This window comes from Pseudomonas sp. ArH3a, assembly GCF_022648765.1.
In the GTDB taxonomy this organism is placed as follows: Bacteria; Pseudomonadota; Gammaproteobacteria; order Pseudomonadales; family Pseudomonadaceae; genus Aquipseudomonas.
In genome coordinates this window covers 2,398,573-2,420,401 of sequence record NZ_CP080330.1, presented here as the reverse complement: position 1 = coordinate 2,420,401, position 21,829 = coordinate 2,398,573, and the positions used below count along the sequence as shown (strand labels likewise).

Here is a 21,829-nt window from a genome sequence, read left to right as displayed (position 1 = left end):
TAGAACCTCCAGTTTTGGATACTTCAGATGGTCCAGATGCGTAAATGGCGCCCGTTGCTCAAGCTTGATACGAACACACGCCAAGCGTCCTATCGCCAGATTGCCGAAGGCCTCGTCGCGGCGATCCTCGACGGGCGGCTGCCGCCGGGCACGTTGCTGCCCGGCACGCGGGAAATGGCGAAGCTGCTCGACGTCAACCGCAAGACCGTGATCCTGGCCTACGAAGAAGCCTTGACCAAAGGCTGGCTGATCAGCGAGCCGCGGCGCGGCACGTTCGTGAATGCGCAACTGGCGCCCACGCCATTGCCCAGTCGCGCGCAACCGTCCTTTGCACCGCCCATCCGCGCGCAAGCCGTGGTCCCGTATTTCACCCAGAACGCCCAGGTGATTGCACTCCAACATCGGCATGACGCGCTGTTTTTCGATAACGGTGCCTGCGATCACCGCTTGCTGCCGCAGGCGGTCCTGCACCGCTACTACCGCAACGCCCTGCGCAGCAGCTTTGCGTCCAATAGCGTGCGCTACGGCAGTGAAGGTACCGGCTATGAGTTGCGCTGCGCGCTGGCCGAGATGCTGCGCAGCAATCGCGGGCTGACGGTCAACGCCGAGAACATCTGCCTGACACCGGGCACTCAGGTGTCGCTGTACCTGACCGCCAGCCTGCTGATCAAGCCAGGCGACGTGGTGTTGGTGGAGCGCCTGAGCTACCCGCCGGCCTGGGAAATCTTCCGCAAGTTGGGTGCGCACCTGGTCACCGTCGACATGGACGATGAAGGCTGCCGCACGGACCACATCGAGCAGTTATGCCAAACGCATAAGGTGCGGATGATCTACCTCACGCCGCACCACCAGTTCCCCACCACCGTGAGCCTGCATGCGGCGCGACGCCAACAGCTACTGGCCTTGGCGGCCGTGCATGACGTCTGCATCATTGAGGAGGACTACGACCACGAATATCACTTCAACGGGCGGCCGTATCTGCCGCTGGCCAGTGATCACGCGCAACGCCATGTGATCTACATCGGCTCGTTATCCAAAGCGCTGGGGTCGACGTTTCGCTGCAGTTATGTGGTGGCCCCCGCCAGTGTGATTGAGGTACTGCAACGCAGCGCCGCTCTGGTGGTGGGGGATACCGATGCGGTCGCGCAAAAGATGCTGGCGGACCTGATCAATCAGGGTGAATTGAAGAAACACCTGCGCCGCGTTTCAAAAGAATACGCGGCGCGCCGAGAGGTCTTGCAGGGCTGCCTGCATGAGGCATTCGGCGACAGAATCCAGGTGCGCGAGCCGGAAGGCGGCCTGGCGCTGTGGGTGCGTTTCCAGGATGAAACAGACGTCGATCACTTGGTAGAAACCGCGCTGGCGCATGGCGTTGTGGTACGTAGCGCGCGTCAGTTTTCGCCCATGAACCTGTCGGAAAATGCACTGCGCCTGGGTTTTGCTTCGCTGGATCGGGACGAGATCCGTGAAGCCACGCTGCGCTTGGCGCGGGCCATGAACGCGCGTTGAACACAGCAACAAAAACGCCGATCAGCATTGATCGGCGTTTTTTGGTTAGAGCGTTCAGCGTTTAGAGAGGGAGCATTAAACGAGACTTCTCTTCCACTCGGGCAAGTTCAGGGAATTCCAGCAGCAAGGCTCTGTTGCCCCTGCCGATGTGCTCCATCACCGCCCGCGTGACGAGTTCACGCACCATCCCGGTTGAGACGTAATACATGGCCCAGGCTTGTTCAGGCGTACAGTGACCGATCTGTTCCTCGATTTCCTTGTACGCCTTGTAGTCGTCCGACTTCACGTCGCACTGGTCATCACGTTGGCCCATGATTTGTCTCCCTCTCTGGGGCTTGTGCAAAAGCCCCCTTGGTCAGTCGCAAGACATCCCCGTTCACTCATCCGATCACGTACCACTCTTCACTTTGGTCCACACACGCGTACGAATGCGCTCCAACTTCAACGGCAGCGGTTCTAGCGGCACCAGTGTGGCAATGGTCTCTTTGGACGGATAAATCCACGGGTTGTCGCGCAGTTTCTGCTCTACAAGCGCAGTGGCATCCTTGTTGGCGTTGGGGTAAAGCGTGTGGTTTGAGCTCTTGGCAATCACGCTCGGTTCCAGCATGTAGTTGATAAACGCCAAGCCGGCCTTGGCGTTGGGTGCATCTTTGAGCAGCACAAAGTTTTCCGACCACACCAGCCCGCCCTCGCGCGGCAAGCTGTAGGCAATCTTGCGCCCGGTGTTGTTTTTCTCATTGATGGCTTGTGCCGTCAGCGCCCCGCTCGCCCAACCCACGACCACACAAATATTGCCGTCGGCGAAGTCGGCATCGGTTCGGGAGGAATCGAAGTAGAGGACGTAAGGGCGGATTTTCAACAGCAGCGCCTGGGCCTTCTGGTAGTCCTCAGGGTTCTGGCTGTTACTTGGCAGGCCGAGGTAATGCAAAGCGATCGAAATGATTTCACTTGGCGAGTCGAGCATCGCCACGCCACATGACTTGAGCTTGCTGATGTTTTCTTCTTTGAAGATCAAGTCCCAGCTGTCCACCGGGGCGTTATCACCCAGGGCTGCTTTGACTTTATCAACGTCATAACCAATGCCGGTGGTGCCCCACAAGTAGGGCACGGCGTAGCGATTACCCGGGTCGTTGGCCGAAAGCAGGGCCAGCATCTCGGGGTCGATATGGGAAAAATTACTCAGTTGGCTGCGGTCCAGCGGCGCAAGCACGCCCGCCTGGATCAGGCTTGGCAGGACATTCGAGGTGGCGACGACAACGTCATACCCGGTGCGCCCGGCCATGACTTTGCTCTGCATGATCTCGGCACTGTCGAAGGCATCCACGTGCATCCGCGTACCGGTTTTCTGCTCGAATTCCTTGGGGGTTTCTGGGGCGATCAAGCCGAACCAGTTGTACAGGTTTACCCGTGGTTCTGCCGCCGCTGCCGGTGCGCTGGCACCGATGCAAACCAGCGAGGCCAAAAAAAGCGCTCGCAAATGTGATTGACTCATATAACTATCCTTGTCAAAACGACAGGTCTTCATGACCATGATCCATTGGCTGGTGAATATACCCGGCACGCTCGAATAGTAAATACCTACAAGTACTTAGCTCGGGCCTACAAATCCCTAACCCTAAAGGGGTAGAACATGTCATTCGACCTGCACAACCTGGCCTGGCATCGATCCGCCGGCAAGTTGATCATGGAGCTGAACCGTCCAGCCTTCTGGAGCTCTCTGGTTCGCGTGTTAAAGGAATATGTGCAGATCGATAACTGGGTGGTGTTGGTGTTCAGCGATCAACAGGTCAACGTCATCTGCGTGACCGAAGTGGCCGATGCGCAGGAAGTGGACGCACTGACCGAGCGCTATGTGAAAGGGCTGTACCTGCTCGACCCGTTTTACATTGCCAACCGTGAAAACCCGCAGAGTGGCTTTTTTCATTTGTCGGATATAGCGCCCGAGCACTTTCTGACCACCGAGTATTACCACCAGTATTTCGCCCAGTATGTCTCCGTGGACGAGGTGCAATACAACGTGCAACTCGACGCGGACAGAACGCTGTGCATTTCATTTGGCAGCAACGTGCGCTTCAGCCCGGAGCAGATCACCACCCTGGATATCATCAAGCCTTGGGTCATGGCGCTGATGCATCAACGCATGTGCTTTGAAATCGACGTCGAAAAAAACCTCAATGAACCACCGCTCTGGTCCGAAGCGATTATTCAGTTGGGCACACAGATCACCACGCGGGAAAAGGACGTACTCAAATTACTGCTCAGTGGTTTCTCTAACAAAGAGATCGCCGGCAAACTGTTCCTGTCGACAGAAACCATCAAGGTGCACCGGCGCAACATCTACAACAAATTGAACATCAAGTCCCAGTCCGAACTGTTTGCGCGTTTCTTCATGCCCAAACAGGATGTTCACGCGCTGAACTAGGCGCAGGACCTAGCCGTTCGGTCAGTTACCACGCTTAACCCCTTTGCGTACCCTTTCCTCTGATCTCTGTCGGAGGAATCGCGATGTCTTTGATCAACGCTGTCGAACGCGCTTGCACCCGCTTGGCCTCTGCCGGATGGCGTGATCTGTTGCTGCGCCATGGCCTGGACATCACCTCGACCACCCTGCGCGAAGAACTTGCCAAACCCCTGCAGATTAATCGCACACAGCCAGGCTTTGAGGACTTTTCGGCGGCTGGAACACGCGGCATCGAGCCGGGGCGCCCAGCTGACAGCTTGCTGTTCCATGCATTTGCCTCACCCAATGTAATCACCGGGACCACAGGTGAAACGCTCACCGCCTTCCCCACCCCGGCTGAAATCGAACACCTGCTCAATTATGTCTACGGCGCCAACCCCCCAAGCCTGGAGGCTTTGCAGCAACTGGCCGGCGACGCTCAGTTGGCGATTGCAGTGTTCGCCTATGAATACCGGCCCCACGCTGAAACCGTGCATGGGCGCCAGGCAGACCTATGCTTTTCCCGCACCGGGATCGCGAGGGTCGGTACCGCACCCGCGCTGTATAACCCGCAGCAACGCGGCTTTTTGCCCTTTGTCGAGGGCCAGCTCACGCAGATGCGGGTCATTCCGGCGCGCTACGGCGCGTTCATCGCTGCCCGGCAAACCGGCCAGCCGCTGCGGTTTGGCCCGATGAATGCGCAACCCGTCGACGAGGACCTGGAATTCTGGGTGCCCCTGCACAAAGTGTTCAATGGCGATGAGTGCCTGGCCGGCATAGACCTGACCGTGCAGCTGGAAAACCATCAGATCAATGAAAAAATCGGCCAGATCCACAGGCGTTTTCGCAATACCGGCTGGCAAGAGCCTGACATTCTCAACGCGCCTTTCGTGATTACCGAGGGCCTATGTCATTGGGCGAATGTCGATGAGTTCGCGCCGGGCCTGCTGGTGCCCGACGCCAAGGAGGCGCTGGTGGAACTGGCGTATTACCAAGACCGCCCGTTGTCCTTCATGATGCCCCCGAACACCGGTAGCTTGGTGCATGGGCGCCATCACCTGCGTGACGACGGTTCGATCGAGGACCTCAACGAACGGCAGGATGTCGACTCCATTGTCAAAGCCGGCGGCTACCGCGCCCTGCATTATCAGGATGCAATGGCCGATGGCTGGGTACGTGCGCACTGCCCCGCGCTGGAACTGGCGAGCATCGCCGCCTATTCCATCATCGGCGCACCGGATTTTTTTCCACTGTGCGGGCAACGGGAGCTCAAGCAATGGTCCAGCGCGCCCGAGGTATTCCCTTGCCCTACACCGCCCTGCCCGGAGGTCTGGCATACACGGGTCAACCCACTGTCCGACGTGCGTTTTTTCATCAACCAATCCCTGGCCGGTGGTTACTTCTCCCCAGAAGACCGCGGCGTCACCGCGATCGTTTCGCACCTGCAGTCCTCCACCGCGCCAGGCCCGACCCTGCCGGTACAACGTGCACAACGCCAGTCCTGGCTGCCGGACTTCGCCAGCGGCGTCTTCGGGCCGGGCTGGGAAGTGGGCCGAGGCCTGGTGGACGCCCCGTTTACCAACATGTTGTGCGGTTATCAGCTAGCCAGCCCATTTACTGAAGATGCACGCATCTGTGCGGCGTTGGGCTCGTACTGGCCGGGCGTGGCGCCTGACTCCACTCGCACGTTTGAACCGCGCAGTGTGTCTGCCACGGTCATTCCGCTGACAGATGACGAAATCGGCCTGCGCGGCAGCCCCGCCTGGGATGGCCGCGCTGGCCCCAGCTTGATTGAATGGGAGGGTCGCACGCGGGTGCAGTATCGAGCCTATGAGTACAGCGACTACACACAAGCTGCATTGGATGGCCAGTTGTCGCTGGCCATCACCGGGCAGACCAGCACCGAGCAGTACCACCAGAGAGTGCTTGGGATGCGACGTGCTTATCAGGCCGTCGGCGCCGGATCAGACAAAGAGCAGAGAAAACGCTGGCCGCTGCTGTCGTTTTACCAAGTGCAATTACCAGACGAAGCTTTCCAGGTTGCTCAGCAAGAGGCTGGCTTGCGACTGGAGGGCGAGGTGCATTACTACAGGCTGTACAAACACGGCGCGATCACCACACCCGCGCACGACTTCACGCTTCGCCACGTGGAAATAGAACAGGACATTGAGCTGTATATGAGCCAGGACGCTGTGCTTATTCGCCAGGACAGTGCCACTTGGCGGCCACATGATGAGTCACGTTGATGTCGTTGCTGTCAGCGCGGGCCCGGCCGGTTGCGCCACAGCGACCGGCGGCGCACAGAAGAGCACGGTACGGCTGTAGAGGCAGGCTTAGCCCGCCGCGCCCAAAAAAGGCAGCGCCAAGTACAACTTGATCACTACCGCATTGGTGATATCGATGAAGAACGCCCCCACCATCGGCACCACCAGAAAGGCAATTGGCGAGGGGCCGAAGCGTTGCGTCACCGCCTGCATGTTGGCAATCGCGGTGGGCGTGGCGCCCAGCCCAAAACCGCAGTGCCCCGCCGCCAATACCGCCGCATCGTAGTTGCTGCCCATGACCCGGAATGTCACGAAGATTGCGAACAGGGCCATCAACAACGCCTGCGCCGCCAACAAGATCACAATCGGCAACGCGAGGGCCGCCAAATCCCAGAGCTTGAGCGACATCAAGGCCATTGCCAGGAACAACGACAGGCTGACATTGCCCAGCAGCGAGACTTCCCGCTCGAACACTTGGTGCCAGCCCAGTGCCGACAAGCCGTTGCGCAACACCACACCGACGAACAACACGCACACAAAGGTCGGCAACTCGAAGGCGGTACCTTGGATAAAACCACTCAGGAAGGTGCCGACTTGCAGGCTGATCGCCAGCAGGGCCAGTGTCTCGATAAACGAGAACGCGGTGATCATGCGCTCCTGATTGGGCTGTTCAAAGCCTTTGGGCATGCGCGGTTGCGATTGTTCAGCGCCAGGTACCTGCACACGCTTGATGAGCAGGCGCGCAACCGGGCCGCCAATCAAACCACCCAACACCAGGCCAAAGGTCGCTGACGCGATGGCCAGCTCAGACGCGGAGGCCACGCCATACTTCTCACTAAACACCGCCCCCCACGCCGCGCCAGTGCCGTGCCCGCCCGACAACGTGATCGAACCGGCGAGCAAGCCCATCAACGGGTCGAGCCCCAACGCTTTGGCCAAGGCGATGCCCATGGCGTTTTGCACCACTAAAAGCGCTGTCACGACCAGCAGGAAAACGCCCAGTACCCGGCCACCTTTCTTAAGGCTGGCAAAGTCCGCATTCAGGCCAATGGTGGCGAAAAACGCCAACATTAACGGGGCTTGCAATGAAGGGTCGAAGCGAACTTCGGTACCCGCCAGTGCACGCAGTGCCACCAGCAACGCGGCAACTAATAAACCACCGGCGACCGGCTCCGGAATACTGTAGGCGCGTAAAAAGCCGATGTGAGCCACCAACCAGCGCCCCAGCAGCAGCACCAGGGAGGCGGCGACCAGGGTTGAATAGACATCGAGTTGCAGCATCTGGGAGTTCTCTGAAGTGAACGAGGAGAATGGGCAGGCCAGAGTAGAGACAGCGGGACAGGTAAACAGCTACCCAATAATTATTACAGACTATTCCTACGCATTTAGCCACAGCGCTTACACCGTGGGTGGTTGCGCTGGATAAAAAAGCAGCCTGAACAAAAACGCCGATCATCACGGATCGGCGTTATCGTTAAACAGAGCGATTATAGTTGATTAGAAGGTCAGTAACACAGGACCTCCAAGGCGTGCCACTGTGTTACTTGGAAGCAGCCTAAAACCGAAAATCAATGCCATTACCACATTAATAATGCACCGGCTTGTAGACAAACGTTAAATACTTAGTCCGATTGTAATCAGGACTGCGTGGATTCAGGCTGAATGGATTTGTTTTTTGAACCCTCAACAGTACTATTCCTCGATTATAGCTTGCAATAGCGGCCGTGCGCGCAAGCGCAGGGTTAAAGCCTCGCTTTATAGCCTCGATCTCCAAGTCCTTCACAGCTTGCACAAACCCTTCAGGGGCGTAACGTGTGGAGGCGCCTACGGTTCCTTTGAATGCTTTTAGGGGCCTATCCCCAATGAGGTGATTAAAATTTTCAGCAAAAGAGATCCCACCTCTCCCCCCATTCCCGGAGTTACACATCAGGAGCCTGACCTTATCATATTTTGTTTTATCCGCAGGGTTAATGCCGGCTTTGTGCAACTCCCTTAATAGATCCATTGGCTTAGCTGGCTGACCGTTGATCACCCCGGACACCGGCGTATCATAGATACCCAGGACGCGTTTGTAGAGCGGGATATTTTCTCCGTGCAAGACAATATTCAGCCGAGTCAAACCACTCTTCGTCGTATTTTCAAATGTCAGTAATGACCCATCGATCACCGGCGTAAAGTTTGAAACAGTGTTGACCCTTGGAGGTACTTGGGTAGAAGCCGTATTGGCGGTGGCGGCGGCACGAGGATTGATAACCGTCGTCCGGACTGAGTTGACACCTGACGATATTCCTCTTGGGGCGCGCATCATTAGATTGCTGAAGCCCGTGGCAGGCTTCAAACCATTTACTGCGCTCTTGGCCACGGTTTTAGAGCCATTGAACAGTTTACTTCCCAAACGGCCGGTCAGTTTCGCAGCCTGAACGCCCCCTCTGCCCACAGGAAAGGCAAAACCAAAAATATCCGTCACCAATGAGAACTGGGCCGCGCCGGTGTTGCCGTTCTGTTTGAACTCCTCAAACGTATTCATGCCGGGAATATAGGCCTTTCTCATCCATTCCAATCGGGCAACGATAGCCTTTCGCTCGGTTTCAACACTGCTCTCTGCGCGCCAGAATTTTTTATCGAATACAAAATCGCCTATTGAACGAGAAATATAGTTAGCCATCGCTTGCTTGGTTTGACTAACGCTGACGGGTTTTCCGGATACAATCGGCTCAATACGAATATTATGCGATATCTTTCCGTCTTGCGGCTGACTGCCAACGCTGTAGGCGCTGTAATCAATATTTAACGGAATACCGTCGGTGAGATCACGAAAGGCCCCTGCCCCAAAGGTCTCATCTTGCCGGCGGGGCGTGTTGATATAAGGAAAGTTATTATCGATGTCATCGCGCTTTCGAAACACGCCTCGCAAAGGGAAATATTCATAGAGCGTAGCGTTATCTCGCACAGTTTTGCCATGGACTTTTATAATCACGCCCAGTCGTGCAGGCGAATCGGATTGCTTGCCCTCTACGAAAGCGGGTGGACTCTGCGGGTCTACTTGATGCAGCGCATAGATATCAATCTTGTTGGTTTGCAGCCTTTTTTGTTCTTCCAGCGGAAGCGTTGAAATGGTTTGCTCGATGGAATACTTCAGTGCAGCCAGCGCATTGTTTCGATACTTATCGAATTCTTTATCAAACTCCACCTTTGCTTTAGGCAACGCTGTTGCATTAGAAATATACTGACCGTGACCAATTTCAACCCCCACACCTTGGCCGGTTTTTTGTACCGAGCCCAGCTTATCTTCTATGTAGAGGTCCACCGCAGAGTGAAGTTGGCTATCGTCCGCCTCTTGGGTCGTGATGCGCGCAACGGGTGTGGTGTAATCATATTGACGGCCATACGTTTGTTTCAGAATCCGTAAGGCCGTCTCCTGCTGCGACGGAATAGGTTTAGTGAAAGCATCGGCGTGTTTAGTCGACTCTTCTATCACCTTATTGAAAGCGTCTACTGCAGTTGTGGCCTGTGCGGCGGAGTAAAGCCCGGTGTCATTTTTTTCAATAACCCCTTTAGTGACAGCCCAGTCGACAGCAGCATTCTCTTGCGCCTTGCCCTCGGCGAGCGCCGACTCCGGTGTAACCGACACGGTATTGCCGTAAATCATGACCTGCTCGAAGGTCATTCTGCGGCTTGCCCCCGGGCTATCCTGCTCTATGCGGGAAACAGCGGCGCTCAGGCTGGCCCAGGTATGGGAGCCGTATCGCAAGTCGCCAGGAAGTCCTTTTAGGAGGAACTCTGGCGCGGCGCCTGCCAACAGTAAATTCGCTGCAGCCGGGGCTATCTCGCGCTGGATTTTTTTGTGGGTTACCAAGTGGTCCACCAGGCGCGGGAAAATGGTGGCGGGTGTATGCCCCCAGTTGGCACTGCTTGCCAGATCAAATCCCGCCACGTGATTGCGCTTTGTGCCGGCGCCGGGGTCAAGGTCAAGCACCAAAGCAGCCAGCACCCGCTCATTGACGCTACTCGCAGGGGAAACATCGTTAAGCGAGGCTTCCAGTTTTTGGCCTAATGCCTGGGCCTCTGGGCTTGCGACTAAACGTGCAAGCATTGCCTCCGGATTGGACTGGCCTGGTCGCAACTGCGGGTCTATGGGGGTAATAAGGCCGCTGTTCTTCTGGGCAAACGCATTGAACAGCCCACCTTCCTTGGCCCCCAGAGCCTGGGTCTCTAAGCGGCTGATGTCTTGGATACCTGTTTTCTGCAGGTTACTTAGCGGTTGCGAGCGCGACATCAGGCCCCAGAAGTTGCCGTTTGCAGGAGGGGCCGGCAATGGGTTGTCGAGTACGGCGATCATGTTCGCCAGTTGCGCCAGATTTGTCGGCACAGACACGCCACTGTTGGAAAGGAAACCATGCAGGCTGGTTTGATCCTCCAGGCCCATGTCGTTGTAGTTGCTGAACGAGGAGTCGGGTTCAACCTCCATATCCGTGTCTTTTAAACGGGCTGAAATGTCGATCTTCGGGTCTTTCTTCGCCTCCTCATACACGGCACGCAACGCTACAAGAAGGTGGTGTTTATCGGCGGCATCGGCGAGCGTTTGTCGTTGGGTGCCCAGCGCTTGCGATGAACGCGCAACAACTTGCACCGGCGCCTCAAACGCTTTGCGTGCTTGCAGTTCTAAAGCACGCTGCTGGATTGCTGGGGCACGCAAAAGCGAACGTTCGCCATAGAACTGCTCAACGACCAAAAGAGGCGCATTTTTTTTATCGAGTTGGGTCAGGTCTATGAGTTTTCGGTGTCGCCCTAACAACAGCTTACCCACATGAAGTATCGGCCCCGAGACCTGCGCCCAGCCTGAACGGTCATGCTGGGAGAACGTCACCTCTTTGCCGTCAACCTTGGCCACTAGCTGCGCCTTTTCAGGGTCAAAGGTCAGCTGGGTCGGGTCCAAACGGTTCTCTTTTACCCAGGCGAGAAAATCCGGGCTTTGGAGCGCGTCATTGAAGTGGCGCCACCATTGTCCGAAGGTAGATCCGGCAGGCACAGGCACAGAGAGGTCCCTCCTGGCAACCCCTGTCAGCCCCGTCAAGAGCCCGTTGGCATACGAAACGGCCAGCTCGCTGTCACCCGCTTTGCGTGCCCTGTCGTCGTCATAACGGTCCAGCAGCGCCAACTGCTGGGCTTGCAAAGCGGCCTGGGTGCGGTCCATCGGCCGCCGCAAAGGGTTGTCGAGATCGTCGTCTGTAAAGCTTTTGCTGGCGGCGAGTGCTGTGGCGCGAGCCATGGCCGCCGCCCCAGTGAGCTCAGGGTTTTCTCCATAGAACTCGCCCACGCGCGCAAACGGCACACTGTTGGGCTTAAACGCCTTATCCGTGTGGATCGCGGACGCCTTGGGTGCGGCAACCTTTGCGGCAGCCCATATAGGCTGCGAGATGTAGGCCCATTCGGGGTTTTGCGCTTGAGTGAACGTCGTGAGTTTCCCATTGACGTTGGCCGAGAGTGTTCCGTCTTTGGGAGAGAAACTCGCCGTAGCCATTTCGATACCGTTTCTCTTAGCCCAGTCCACATATTCCGGGGCCTGGAACGCGGCATATAGTTGCTGCCACCAGCGACCAAACTCTGAGTTGGGGGAAATGTCCGCTATCTGGGCTTCAAGAGGCGTTTCACCTGCTCGTGCATACTTCAGCATTGCTCCATAACGAACGGCTAACTCGCTGTCGGCGGCGGCCTGCACGCCATAGTGTTGACGAGACTCAAGGAGCTCCTGGCGCTGCTGTTCAATCCCCGCCAGGCTCCTCAGGGCAGGCGGCCGCAATGGGTCATTGGGATCAAGCGGGACGAACGTCGGGGGGGTGCCGAATTGTGCAGCCCGGGCGTTAGCTTGGCTTGGGGTAATGTCGTGTTGCTCACCATAGAAGTCGGCAATGACTTCAAAGGGCGCCGTATCGGCACTGAAGGGAGGCTTGGCGCTCAGAGCCTGGATTTGAGGCGCGACGGTTATCGCAGCTTTCCATATAGGCCCGGACACCTGAGCCCAGCCGGAATTATCAGTTTGGGTAAATCGTATTAATTCGCCATTTTTCCTCGCAGAGAGGCCGCCATCTTGAGGGAAGACGGTCACCGTGGAAGGGTCAATACCAGTCTTGTTCGCCCAATCGAGATAGTCCTGGCTTTGGAGCGTGTTGTAGAAATGATGCCAGGCTTGGCCGAAACTGGATGCTTGGGGAATGCCCGACGTATAGACGCTGGCACGGTAGTGTCCGGCCCGCGCAGACAGCAAATCAGTGCGGTAGTAGCCCGCGAGCTCGATGTCGCCTGCTGCCATTGCCTGCTGTTTAGCATAATGCTGCTGATGGGCAGTGAGTGCGCCCTGCTGAGCCTCTAACGCCACCTGGGAGCGAGCAGCCAGCCGTCCTGGGGTGCTACTCGCCGCAAGCGGCGTAAATGTTCCAGTGCTACTTAACTCAGCCGCGCGGTTCAGAGCGTCTTGCGGGGACAGGTTGTGCCGCTCACCATAAAAGGCGGCAATGATTTCAGGGGGAGCAGCGTTGCTATTGAACGTAGAACCGGTGCGTATGGCATCAACACCGGGGGCTACAACCTTCGCGGCGTCCCAGATAAATGCGCAGACTTTGGCCCAGCCTGAATCATCGTGTTGGGTGAAGCTTGTCAGCTTGCCATTAACCAGCCCACTGAGGCTGCCGTCCACCGCGGAAAAAACGGCCGAGCTTCGATCAAAGCCTTTTTGTTGTGCCCAATCGACATAGGCCGGGTCTTGGAAGGCCGTGTAAAAGTGCTGCCACCAGGCCTTGAGCTCAGACGTCTGCGGCAACGCTATCTGCGTACCGGCAGGCGTGCTGCGCAGCCCATCCGCATAGTGGATGGCCAACATACCGTCACCCGTTTTTCGCGCAGCATATTCAGCGCGATACCGGGTGAGTGCATGGTGATGGAGCTTGAGGCTGTGCGGGGTGCGATCAGCGGGTTGCCTGGATGGATCATTGGGGTCGAGGGGTGCAAATGCTTTGCTTTGAAAAATCTGATCAGCCCGTGTTCGCGCCACTTGCGGTGTGACATCGAGCGGCTCGCCATAAAAGTCAGCAATCGCTTCGAAGGGGGCTGCATCGCGCTTGAACGTGCTGTCAGTGCTGATGGCGGTGGTATGCGGGGCAACGATTTCACTGGCGGCCCAGATGGGAGCCGCCACTTGTGTCCAGCCGGAGTCATCACCGGGCTGGAAACTCTTTTGCTGGCCATTGACCTGCCCACTGAGGCTGCCGTCTTTGGGCGAGTAGACCACCGTAGAGGTATCCAGCCCAATGTTCTTGGCCCATTCCTTATAGTCAGGGCTTTGGAACGTGTCGTAAAAGTGCCCCCACCAAGAAGTGAACGTCGCGTCTTTTGGCAGCTCACCCACAATCTCAGGAGTCTTCTGCGAAAGGCCTACGACCCGCGTCAACATTGGGCTGAAGATTTGCGCAAGCTCGCTGTCACCTGCGATTTGCGCCTGGGTCAACGCCGGGGGCTTGACGGTATCGATATCGCTCACGGTACCGGGCAAGGTCAGGGTTTGATCCGAATCTGCAAAAGAGCGCTTCAGGCGCGTTATTGCATGCTCGCGCAATGACAGTGGGGGGCGCGCCGGCTTGCCCTCGGGCGCCGATGCTTGTTGTTCAAGTTGCGGCATTGCCTGTGATTCTGGCCCCGTTACCGTCCGCCGGCTCGCCCCTCGGGCGGCAGTGCCCGCCTCTTGTTGAGACTTGCCAGCCTGCGATGGTTTTGCGGCTTCTTCAGGCTTTGCCAGAGCAGGCGTTTTCGGCACGTTATCAAGGGCATTCTGAATAAACGTCCTAGGGTATTGAGTAGAAATCATTGGCTTGACTACCGTGGAATAGGAAGGAGGAACAACTCTGAATGCTTGATTCACAGCCTCCCTGCTGATAATTCGCACAGGAGATAATTACCACTCCACACAGGCGACAAACGAGCTGGGTTTCTCGACTAAAGATGTCCTGCACCTGTCGCTTCAATGCTTTACCCCGTGCCCACGGGGTCACGCCTAAGGGTGTGGACACAGCTCCTACATAACCCTCAACAATTCCCTACTTCATGCGATAGGAAAAATAACACTCATACGTGCGATATGACGGTGCCCGCCTGCCAGCCTGTCATGTGGCATAGCCATACAACCCCGTATGTCGCAGTCACGCCAGCCCTGCACGCTTCACAACCAAACTTGCACGCCTGATGCGCTTCGCGGATAAAAAAGCAGCACAAACAAAAACGCCGATCATTGCTGATCGGCGTTTTCGTTAAATATGGAGCGGGAAACGAGACTCGAACTCGCGACCCCGACCTTGGCAAGGTCGTGCTCTACCAACTGAGCTATTCCCGCAAATGGCGTCCCCTAGGGGACTCGAACCCCTGTTACCGCCGTGAAAGGGCGGTGTCCTAGGCCACTAGACGAAGGGGACACGCTACTGAAACACATGGTGTGTATTTCAGTGCCCAGAGGCCTCATCCGAAGACTTGACCCTGGTTTCACTCAATGCCACCCGAGGGCAACACTGCTTAAAAATTGGAGCGGGAAACGAGACTCGAACTCGCGACCCCGACCTTGGCAAGGTCGTGCTCTACCAACTGAGCTATTCCCGCATATGGCGTCCCCTAGGGGACTCGAACCCCTGTTACCGCCGTGAAAGGGCGGTGTCCTAGGCCACTAGACGAAGGGGACACACGTACAACATTCACTCCCTACCGCGTTTCGCTGTGTGCTTTACGCTGTAAGTGGCGCGCATTCTATGGATGGATTGAAAGGTCGTCAACCCCCAAGGATAAATTTATTTAAATCAATGACTTCGCCGTGCTTTCCAGGCCTTTGCGGGCAGTGTGTCTGTCCAGGCTTTGACGCCTATATTCTGGCGTCCGACAAGGCGCTATAGTTCGCCCCGGCAAATGGTGGCAATGTGCATCCATGCGCTAAATGCTTACCTATATAGAAGAAACTACCTGGGCAACTGGTCGAACAGCCCTATCCGCCGGATGGCACAGTCACTACACTCCACAGCAAACCCTATAAAGAGGTCACACCGGTGACACCACTCATGATCACCCTGCTGGTAATAGCCGGGATCGTAATACTGATCGCCATTGGCTACATGAACCACGTGGTGGAAAACAACAAACTGGAAAAGCAGCGTACCGTGATCGAGCTTAACGATCGGCTGCGTCGTTGCGGTGAAATCACCGAGACATTCCCCGGCCAGTTGATGACCCCGAAGCTCAAACTGTTGTTGACCCGCCTGGAACTCAACGTCAACCAGCGCCTGTTGAACCTCAACAAGTCCAGCGCGGCGCTCAAGGCGCGTATCGCTGAATTGAACGCACTGATCGGCCAAGGCGAATCGATTCCGGTAGCCAACCCACCCGCGCCGATCCAGACCGAAGCCAAGGCCAAAGACGTGCGTTTTCTGCTTGAAGCCCTGCACGGCCAAGTCACGCGTGCCGCCCAGGACGGTTTTCTGCCGACCAACGAAGCCAAGCACTGGATCAAGGAAATTCGCCATATTCTGGTGCTGCTGCACATCGAGTTCTTCAACAACCTCGGTCAGCACGCTCTGCAACAAGGCCAGCCTGGCCAGGCGCGCCTGGCATTCGAGCGCGGCGTACAGTACTTGCGCAAACAGCCGGAGCCGGTGCTCTACAGTGCGCAATTGCAACTGCTGGAAAGCCAACTGGTCCGCGCCAACTCCACGGTGCTGACCAACAACCAGCCGGCTGACGACGAAGTCAATGAATTGACCGAAGGCCTGAAAGCCGTCGACGCCGACGCCGAATGGAAAAAGAAAGCCATCTACGACTGATCAGATGGGCTGTGGCAGACCGGGCTTGTTGTAGAGGCCGCCTCGCTGAAGTAAACGGGCGTGTCGTGGCGAGCGGGCTTGCCCCGCGTTGGGCTGCGCAGCAGCCCTGAAACCTGTCACTGCGGTTTACCTGGAAAAACGCAGGTACCTTACGGGGGCCGCTTCGCGCCCCAACGCGGGGCAAGCCCGCTCGCCACAGAACGCCTGCTCGCCATCACTTATTCATTCGCTACAGACAAACGCCTTGCCACAACATGCCATCACTTTGCACCTATCCCCCCGCCCCCGACTAGCGTAAAAAAGTGGCCCTCACTCCGTGAAGTTAGAGGCCTGCTATGCCTGTTGCCGTGATTGATGGACAACCGCTGCACTATGTCGACCAGGGCACCGGCCCGGTCGTCCTGCTGGGTTCAAGTTACCTGTGGGACCGCGACATGTGGGCCCCGCAAATTGAAGCCCTGTCGCAACAGTACCGCGTAATCGTTCCCGAGCTGTGGGGCCACGGTGAGTCCGGCCCGCTGCCGGCGCAAACTCAGTCCCTGGATGACCTCGCGCGCCAAACCCTGGCGTTGCTGGATCAGCTCGACATCGCGCAAATCAACCTGGTCGGCCTGTCTGTTGGCGGCATGTGGGGCGCGCGGCTGGCGCTACTGGCACCGGAGCGCATCAACAGCCTGGTAATGATGGACACCTACCTTGGTGCCGAACCCGAGGCCACACGCCAGTACTACTTCTCGCTGTTCAAGATGATCGAAGACGCCGGTGCGATCCCTGCGCCGTTGCTGGATGTGATCGCACCGATCTTTTTCCGCCCGGGCATCGACCGCGAATCAGCGCTGTACCAAGGTTATCGCCAGGCGCTGCAAGATTTCCCCAAGGAACGCCTGTTGCACAGCATCGTGCCCTTGGGCCGCTTGATCTTCAGCCGCGCGAGCATTCTGGACCAACTGCCCCGCCTGGACGCCGACACCACCTGGGTGATGTGCGGCGAGCAGGACAAGCCTCGGCCCCCCGCTGAATCCCAGGAAATGGCCGAACTGATTGGCTGCAGCCTGACGCTGATTCCAGAAGCGGGGCATATCGCCTCGCGGGAAAACCCAGACTTCGTCAATGAAGCGCTGTTGACCTTCCTCGCCAACCACGCCTGATCGCTCCCCTGCCCTTTGGTCGCGGCGGGCACGCTGCGATCAAAGGCGGAAGTGCCCGACCATACCCTTGAGCTCCGCGCCCAATTGCGCCAGCTGGATACTCGAGGCGGCATTGCCCTGCATGCTCAACGCCGATTGATCGGCGCTCGCCCGAATACAGGTGACGCTGCGGTTGATTTCTTCGGCCACCGAGCTTTGCTCCTCGGCTGCCGCGGCAATCTGCTGGTTCATCTGCTGGATCAATGACACCGCGGCCGCGATGCTGCCCAACGCGCTCTCGGTTTCCAGCGCATCACGGACCGCCAGCTTCACCAGTTCGCCACTCTGCTGGATCTGCTGCACCGACGACTGTGCCGCGCTGCGCAACGTACTCACCAGCCGCTCGATTTCCTCGGTCGATTGCTGCGTGCGCTTGGCCAGCGCCCGCACCTCATCGGCCACCACCGCAAACCCTCGACCTTGCTCGCCGGCGCGGGCGGCTTCGATCGCTGCGTTGAGGGCCAGCAAGTTGGTCTGCTCGGCCACGCTCTTGATCACGCTCAGCACGGTGCCGATGTTCTGGATTTCCGCGCTGAGGCTTTCGATACTGGCGCTGGCACTGCTGCTGGAGGTCGCGAGCAATTCAATCCGCTGCAGGCTCTGACGCACCACCTGCTGGCCGCTGTCGACCTTGTCATCGGCGGTCTGCGCGGCTTGCGCGGCCTCTTCGGCGTTGCGCGCCACGTCATGCACCGTGGCGGTCATCTGGTTCATCGCCGTGGCGACCTGCTCGGTCTCTTCCTTCTGGCTGCTGACTTCGACGTTGGTCTGCTCGGTGACGCTGGAGAGTGAATGCGCCGAACTCGCCAGTTGTTCGATGCCCGCCTGCAACCCGCTGACCATCTGGCTCAGGCCGCCGCCCATCTGTTGCATCGCCTGCATCAACTGGCCGATCTCATCACGGCGGCTGACTTCCATGCGCCCGCTCAGGTCACCGGCAGCAATCTGCTGGGCCACGGCGATCACACTGCGCAGCGGCGCCACGATCAGGCGTGTGATCACCCACGCCGCGATCAAACCCACCAACAGCGCCAAGGCTGACGAGCCGATGATCAGCAGCGCGCTTTTCTTCAATTGCGCCTGCATCGACTGGTCTTCAGCGTCATACGCCTGGTTGACCCGGCTGACCACTTGGTCGGCGCGGTCGTGCAATTGCTTGTAGACGACTTTTTCCTGGGCCAGCAGCCCGGTGTACTCGCCGAGTTTTTCGCTGAACGCGGCGATATGCCCGGACACTTCGTTGAGCACGGTCTGGTAACCCGCATCCTTGACCGAGGTTTTCAGCTGCTCGACCTGAGCCAAGGCCTGGTCGGCCTGCTCAATCTTGCCCTGCTCGGCGTTGTCTGCATCAGCCTTGCGACTCTGGTCCAGGCGCACCTGCGCTTCGTTCATCGCTTGCAACATCAACCGCGACACCTGGCCGACCTGCCCCGCCTGCTCGATAAACTCGGCGCCGTCCTTGCCCTGGCTTTCCTTGAGGCCATAGGCGCCATCGTCGGCCAGGCCCGCCTGCAGCACGTCAAGGTTATTGGCCACGCTGGACACCGACCAACTGGCCATTTCCAGGGCCAGGTCCTTGGTCTGGGTCAGCTCGACAAATTCATCGAACGCCTTGCGGTACGCGGCCAGCGCCTGCTCGACTTCGCTCATGACCGGCACATTGGCGGCAGATTGGGTTTTGAGGCTGGCGGCCAGGACGGCCAAAGCGTCGACGCTCTCGTGCAGGGCCTCGACGGCCTTGGGGTCGGCGTGCAGCGCATAGTCCTGCTCAATCAGACGCACTTTCAGCAGGCCACTGTTAAGCGAAGACATCGCCTTGAGGCCCTCAAAACGCTGGCCAACGGTTTGCAGGGACCACACGCCAATGGCCGCCACCAACGCCGTCAGCAGCAGCACCAAGGTGAAGCCCAAGCCCAGTTTTTTCGCCATACCGAGGTTGGCGAAACGTCGTTGCACGGCCGAAATCATTGCAGTTGAATCCTCTTGCAATGGCGGATGCCATCAAGCCAGGTTTCCATGTTGCGAGATTCGCAACGACGGGCTACCTGCACAAGACGCTGACGCCACAATAATGGCAAAAAGCTACATGTTCGTCGTTTTCAGAATGGTCGAGGTCGATCTGGCAGGACCCATGGCACGGAACAACGCCAACGCCCGCTGATCAGCAGCATAGGCCACATTGATACGCAGCCAGTCACTGTGTTCGCCCTTGGGGCTGAACAGCGCGCCGGGCGACAACAAAATGCACAGCCGCCGCGCGCACGCCTGCAACCGGGAGCGGTCGCCCACGCCAGGCCGAGCCCACACAAACATGCCCCCGGCGGGCACGGCAAACACCTCCCACTCCTCGTCTTCCAGCACCTGCAAGGTCGCTGCCATCTGCGTGTTCAAGCGCTTCCGCAGGCGCTGCACCCACTTGCGGTAGGTGCCGTTGGTCAACAGCGTAGTGACCACCGCTTCGGCAAACCGCGAGGTGCCGATGCCTGTCAGCGTCTTGAGCGTAGCCAGTTGCGTGATAATCGCCGCACTGGCGCTGAGATACCCCACCCGCAAGGCACTGCTGAGGGTTTTGGAAAAACTCGAAATATAGATCACCCGCCCCTCATGTGGCAGCGCGGACAGTCGTGTGCAACTGGCGTGCTGCAAATCGCCGTAGACGTCCTCTTCAACAATCAGGAAGTCTTCGCTGTGCGCCAACTCCAACAGGCGCTCGGCCACTCCGCGACACAAGCTGGTGCCGGTGGGGTTGTGATACAGGCAATTGATGAACAGGCACTTGGGCCGGTGGCTTTGCAGCAGCGTTTCCAGCACCCGGATGTCCGGGCCACCCACGGTACGCGGGACCTCCAGCAGCGTGACCCCGTGGCGCTCCAACTGACGATAGAGGTTGGCATAGCCCGGGGTCTCGACCACCACCGTGTCGCCAGACTTGAGTAGCGTGCGTATCAATAGGTCCTGAGCGTGGCTGGCGCCGTGGGTGGTGAGGATGCAATCAAGACGGGTGACCACCTTCCTCTGGGTCAGCCGTTTGAGCAGTTGCTCACGTAACGCCGGCAGCCCCAGCGGTGTGCTGTAGTTGAACAGGCCGGCGGTGTCGGTTCGGCTGATTTCGCGTATGGCGTAACAAATGTCATCGCTTTCACGCCAGGTGTCCGGCAACCAGCCGCAACCCAACTTCAACTCGCCCAACGGGCCATCCACATAGGCGCCCCAGCCGAGCTCCGCACCTTCATACCAGTGGCTTTCAACGCACAGCGGCGGCTGGGCCACCACATATCCCGAGCCCTGTTTTGACACCAACAGACCCTGAGCCACCATTCGCTCGAACGCCTCGATCACATTGGATTGGCTGAGCAGGTTGTCGAGGGCCAATTGCCGGATGGATGGCAAACGTGTGCCAGGGCTCGCCCCGCTCGTGCGAATCCATTGCGCCACCGCGCTGACGATTTGCTGCACTACCGGTACAAGGGCTTGTCGATCGATGCCTAAATCCATGAGCCACTCACTTCAACTGTCTGTTATTCAACCCCAAACAGTTAAGCACAGAAGCTTGACCCCGCCGGTCGCAAACTTTTATTAAAGTATTGATTTTATTAAGTTATTTACCTGCTGATACACATTCTGACGAGGCCTTGTGCCAGCCATGGAAACGCCCCACAGCGCTCCCTACCCTTTTCGAATAAGGAGTGGCGTGGTGTCTTAGATCGCGGTTGCGCCCCCGTCCACTGCCAGCGCCTGGCCTGTGGTGAACGCGGCACCGTCGCTGCACAGGTACAGCACGGCGCTGGCGATTTCCTCGACCTTGCCAATGCGCCCGACCGGGTGCATGGCCGCGGCAAACTCGGCCTTGCGCGGGTCGGCTTCATAGGCACGGCGGAACATATCCGTGTCGATCACCGCCGGGCACACCGCATTCACACGGATTTTCTTCTTCGCGTACTCAATGGCCGCCGATTTGGTCAGGCCGATCACGGCGTGTTTGGACGCAGCATAAATGCTCATCTTCGGCGCCGCCCCCAACCCCGCCACCGAGGCGGTGTTGACGATCGCCCCGCCGCCCTGGGCCAGCAGCAGCGGCAACTGATACTTCATGCACAGCCACACACCTTTGACGTTAACCCCCATGATGGCGTCGAACTCATCCAGGCTGCCGTCGGCCAGCTTGCCCTTTTCGATCTCGATCCCAGCGTTGTTGAAGGCATAGTCCAGGCGACCATAGGCGGCAACCGTCTGTGCCATCAACTGCTGCACGTCCGCTTCCTGCGTGACATTGCAGCGTACAAACAGCGCCTCGCCCCCGGCCTGCAAGATCTGCGCAACCGTGCCCTCGCCGCCTGCCACGTCCAGGTCGGCAACCACTACTTTCAAGCCTTCTGCGGCGAACGCCAGCGCGGTGGCGCGGCCAATACCGGCGGCGGCGCCGGTTACCAGGGCGACCTGGCCGGAAAACGTCATGCTCATGGGGGATGTCCTATGCAAGAAATAGCCGTGGCGCGAGTCTAGCCAACGCCAGCACCGGTGCGTCAGCACTATCAGAAGGCCAGTGAGCGCTGCATGAATGGCAGTGATAAGGCGCCCCGC

General features: G+C 58.1%; 12 protein-coding genes and 4 tRNA genes. 5 read left to right on the top strand and 11 right to left on the bottom strand.

The genetic code is table 11. The features are described 5' to 3' along the window. Positions 1 to 27 precede the first annotated feature (27 nt). Entirely contained in the window at positions 28 to 1,509 is a 1,482-nt protein-coding gene (locus K0P33_RS11035) for a PLP-dependent aminotransferase family protein (RefSeq protein ID WP_242155221.1), read from the top strand. 61 nt (positions 1,510 to 1,570) lie between these two features. On the opposite strand, the gene K0P33_RS11030 is transcribed toward K0P33_RS11035, so the two are convergent. Both K0P33_RS11030 and K0P33_RS11025 read right to left on the bottom strand, forming a co-directional pair. Beyond that, complete coding sequence (locus K0P33_RS11030) at positions 1,571 to 1,822, bottom strand: hypothetical protein (RefSeq protein WP_094952724.1); 252 nt, start codon at positions 1,820 to 1,822, stop codon at positions 1,571 to 1,573. 75 nt (positions 1,823 to 1,897) lie between these two features. Continuing rightward, positions 1,898 to 3,001: a polyamine ABC transporter substrate-binding protein gene (locus K0P33_RS11025; protein WP_242155220.1), complete on the bottom strand. Its 1,104-nt coding sequence runs from the start codon at positions 2,999 to 3,001 to the stop codon at positions 1,898 to 1,900. Between the two features lie 138 nt (positions 3,002 to 3,139). Here K0P33_RS11025 and K0P33_RS11020 point away from each other — a divergent pair, with 138 nt between their 5' ends. Together K0P33_RS11020 and K0P33_RS11015 are read left to right on the top strand one after the other, a co-directional pair. After that, positions 3,140 to 3,931, top strand: a complete 792-nt coding sequence (locus K0P33_RS11020) for a LuxR C-terminal-related transcriptional regulator (RefSeq protein ID WP_242155219.1) — start codon at positions 3,140 to 3,142, stop codon at positions 3,929 to 3,931. An 83-nt stretch (positions 3,932 to 4,014) separates the two neighbouring features. Then, positions 4,015 to 6,195, top strand: a complete 2,181-nt coding sequence (locus tag K0P33_RS11015; RefSeq protein ID WP_242155217.1) for a hypothetical protein — start codon at positions 4,015 to 4,017, stop codon at positions 6,193 to 6,195. Between the two features lie 87 nt (positions 6,196 to 6,282). On the opposite strand, the gene gltS is transcribed toward K0P33_RS11015, so the two are convergent. From gltS to K0P33_RS10985, 6 genes are all read right to left on the bottom strand, one after another. After that, a complete protein-coding gene (gene gltS / locus K0P33_RS11010; protein WP_242155215.1) occupies positions 6,283 to 7,494 on the bottom strand; it encodes a sodium/glutamate symporter in 1,212 nt (403 codons plus the stop codon). Between the two features lie 304 nt (positions 7,495 to 7,798). Then, on the bottom strand, positions 7,799 to 14,071 hold the full coding sequence (locus K0P33_RS11005) for a hypothetical protein (protein WP_242155213.1): 6,273 nt from the start codon (positions 14,069 to 14,071) through the stop codon (positions 7,799 to 7,801). Between the two features lie 446 nt (positions 14,072 to 14,517). After that, positions 14,518 to 14,593: transfer RNA gene (locus K0P33_RS11000), tRNA-Gly, on the bottom strand. 3 nt (positions 14,594 to 14,596) lie between these two features. After that, positions 14,597 to 14,672: transfer RNA gene (locus tag K0P33_RS10995), tRNA-Glu, on the bottom strand. A 105-nt stretch (positions 14,673 to 14,777) separates the two neighbouring features. Next, positions 14,778 to 14,853: transfer RNA gene (locus K0P33_RS10990), tRNA-Gly, on the bottom strand. Between the two features lie 3 nt (positions 14,854 to 14,856). Beyond that, positions 14,857 to 14,932 (bottom strand) — tRNA-Glu (locus K0P33_RS10985). A 370-nt stretch (positions 14,933 to 15,302) separates the two neighbouring features. On the opposite strand from K0P33_RS10985, the gene K0P33_RS10980 reads away from it, so the two are divergent. Beyond that, positions 15,303 to 16,061, top strand: a complete 759-nt coding sequence (locus tag K0P33_RS10980) for a hypothetical protein (protein ID WP_094952717.1) — start codon at positions 15,303 to 15,305, stop codon at positions 16,059 to 16,061. Positions 16,062 to 16,396: 335 nt separating this feature from the next. Beyond that, on the top strand, positions 16,397 to 17,209 hold the full coding sequence (locus K0P33_RS10975; RefSeq protein WP_242155210.1) for an alpha/beta fold hydrolase: 813 nt from the start codon (positions 16,397 to 16,399) through the stop codon (positions 17,207 to 17,209). A 39-nt stretch (positions 17,210 to 17,248) separates the two neighbouring features. On the opposite strand, the gene K0P33_RS10970 is transcribed toward K0P33_RS10975, so the two are convergent. The 3 genes from K0P33_RS10970 to K0P33_RS10960 all read right to left on the bottom strand — a co-directional run bounded on the left by K0P33_RS10970 (position 17,249) and on the right by K0P33_RS10960 (position 21,709). Next, complete coding sequence (locus tag K0P33_RS10970; protein WP_242155209.1) at positions 17,249 to 19,216, bottom strand: methyl-accepting chemotaxis protein; 1,968 nt, start codon at positions 19,214 to 19,216, stop codon at positions 17,249 to 17,251. Positions 19,217 to 19,330: 114 nt separating this feature from the next. After that, entirely contained in the window at positions 19,331 to 20,743 is a 1,413-nt protein-coding gene (locus K0P33_RS10965) for a PLP-dependent aminotransferase family protein (RefSeq protein WP_094952714.1), read from the bottom strand. A gap of 204 nt (positions 20,744 to 20,947) precedes the next feature. Continuing rightward, positions 20,948 to 21,709 carry an SDR family oxidoreductase gene (locus K0P33_RS10960; protein WP_094952713.1) on the bottom strand — a complete coding sequence of 254 codons (762 nt, stop codon included), beginning with the start codon at positions 21,707 to 21,709 and terminating at the stop codon, positions 20,948 to 20,950. Positions 21,710 to 21,829 lie beyond the last annotated feature (120 nt).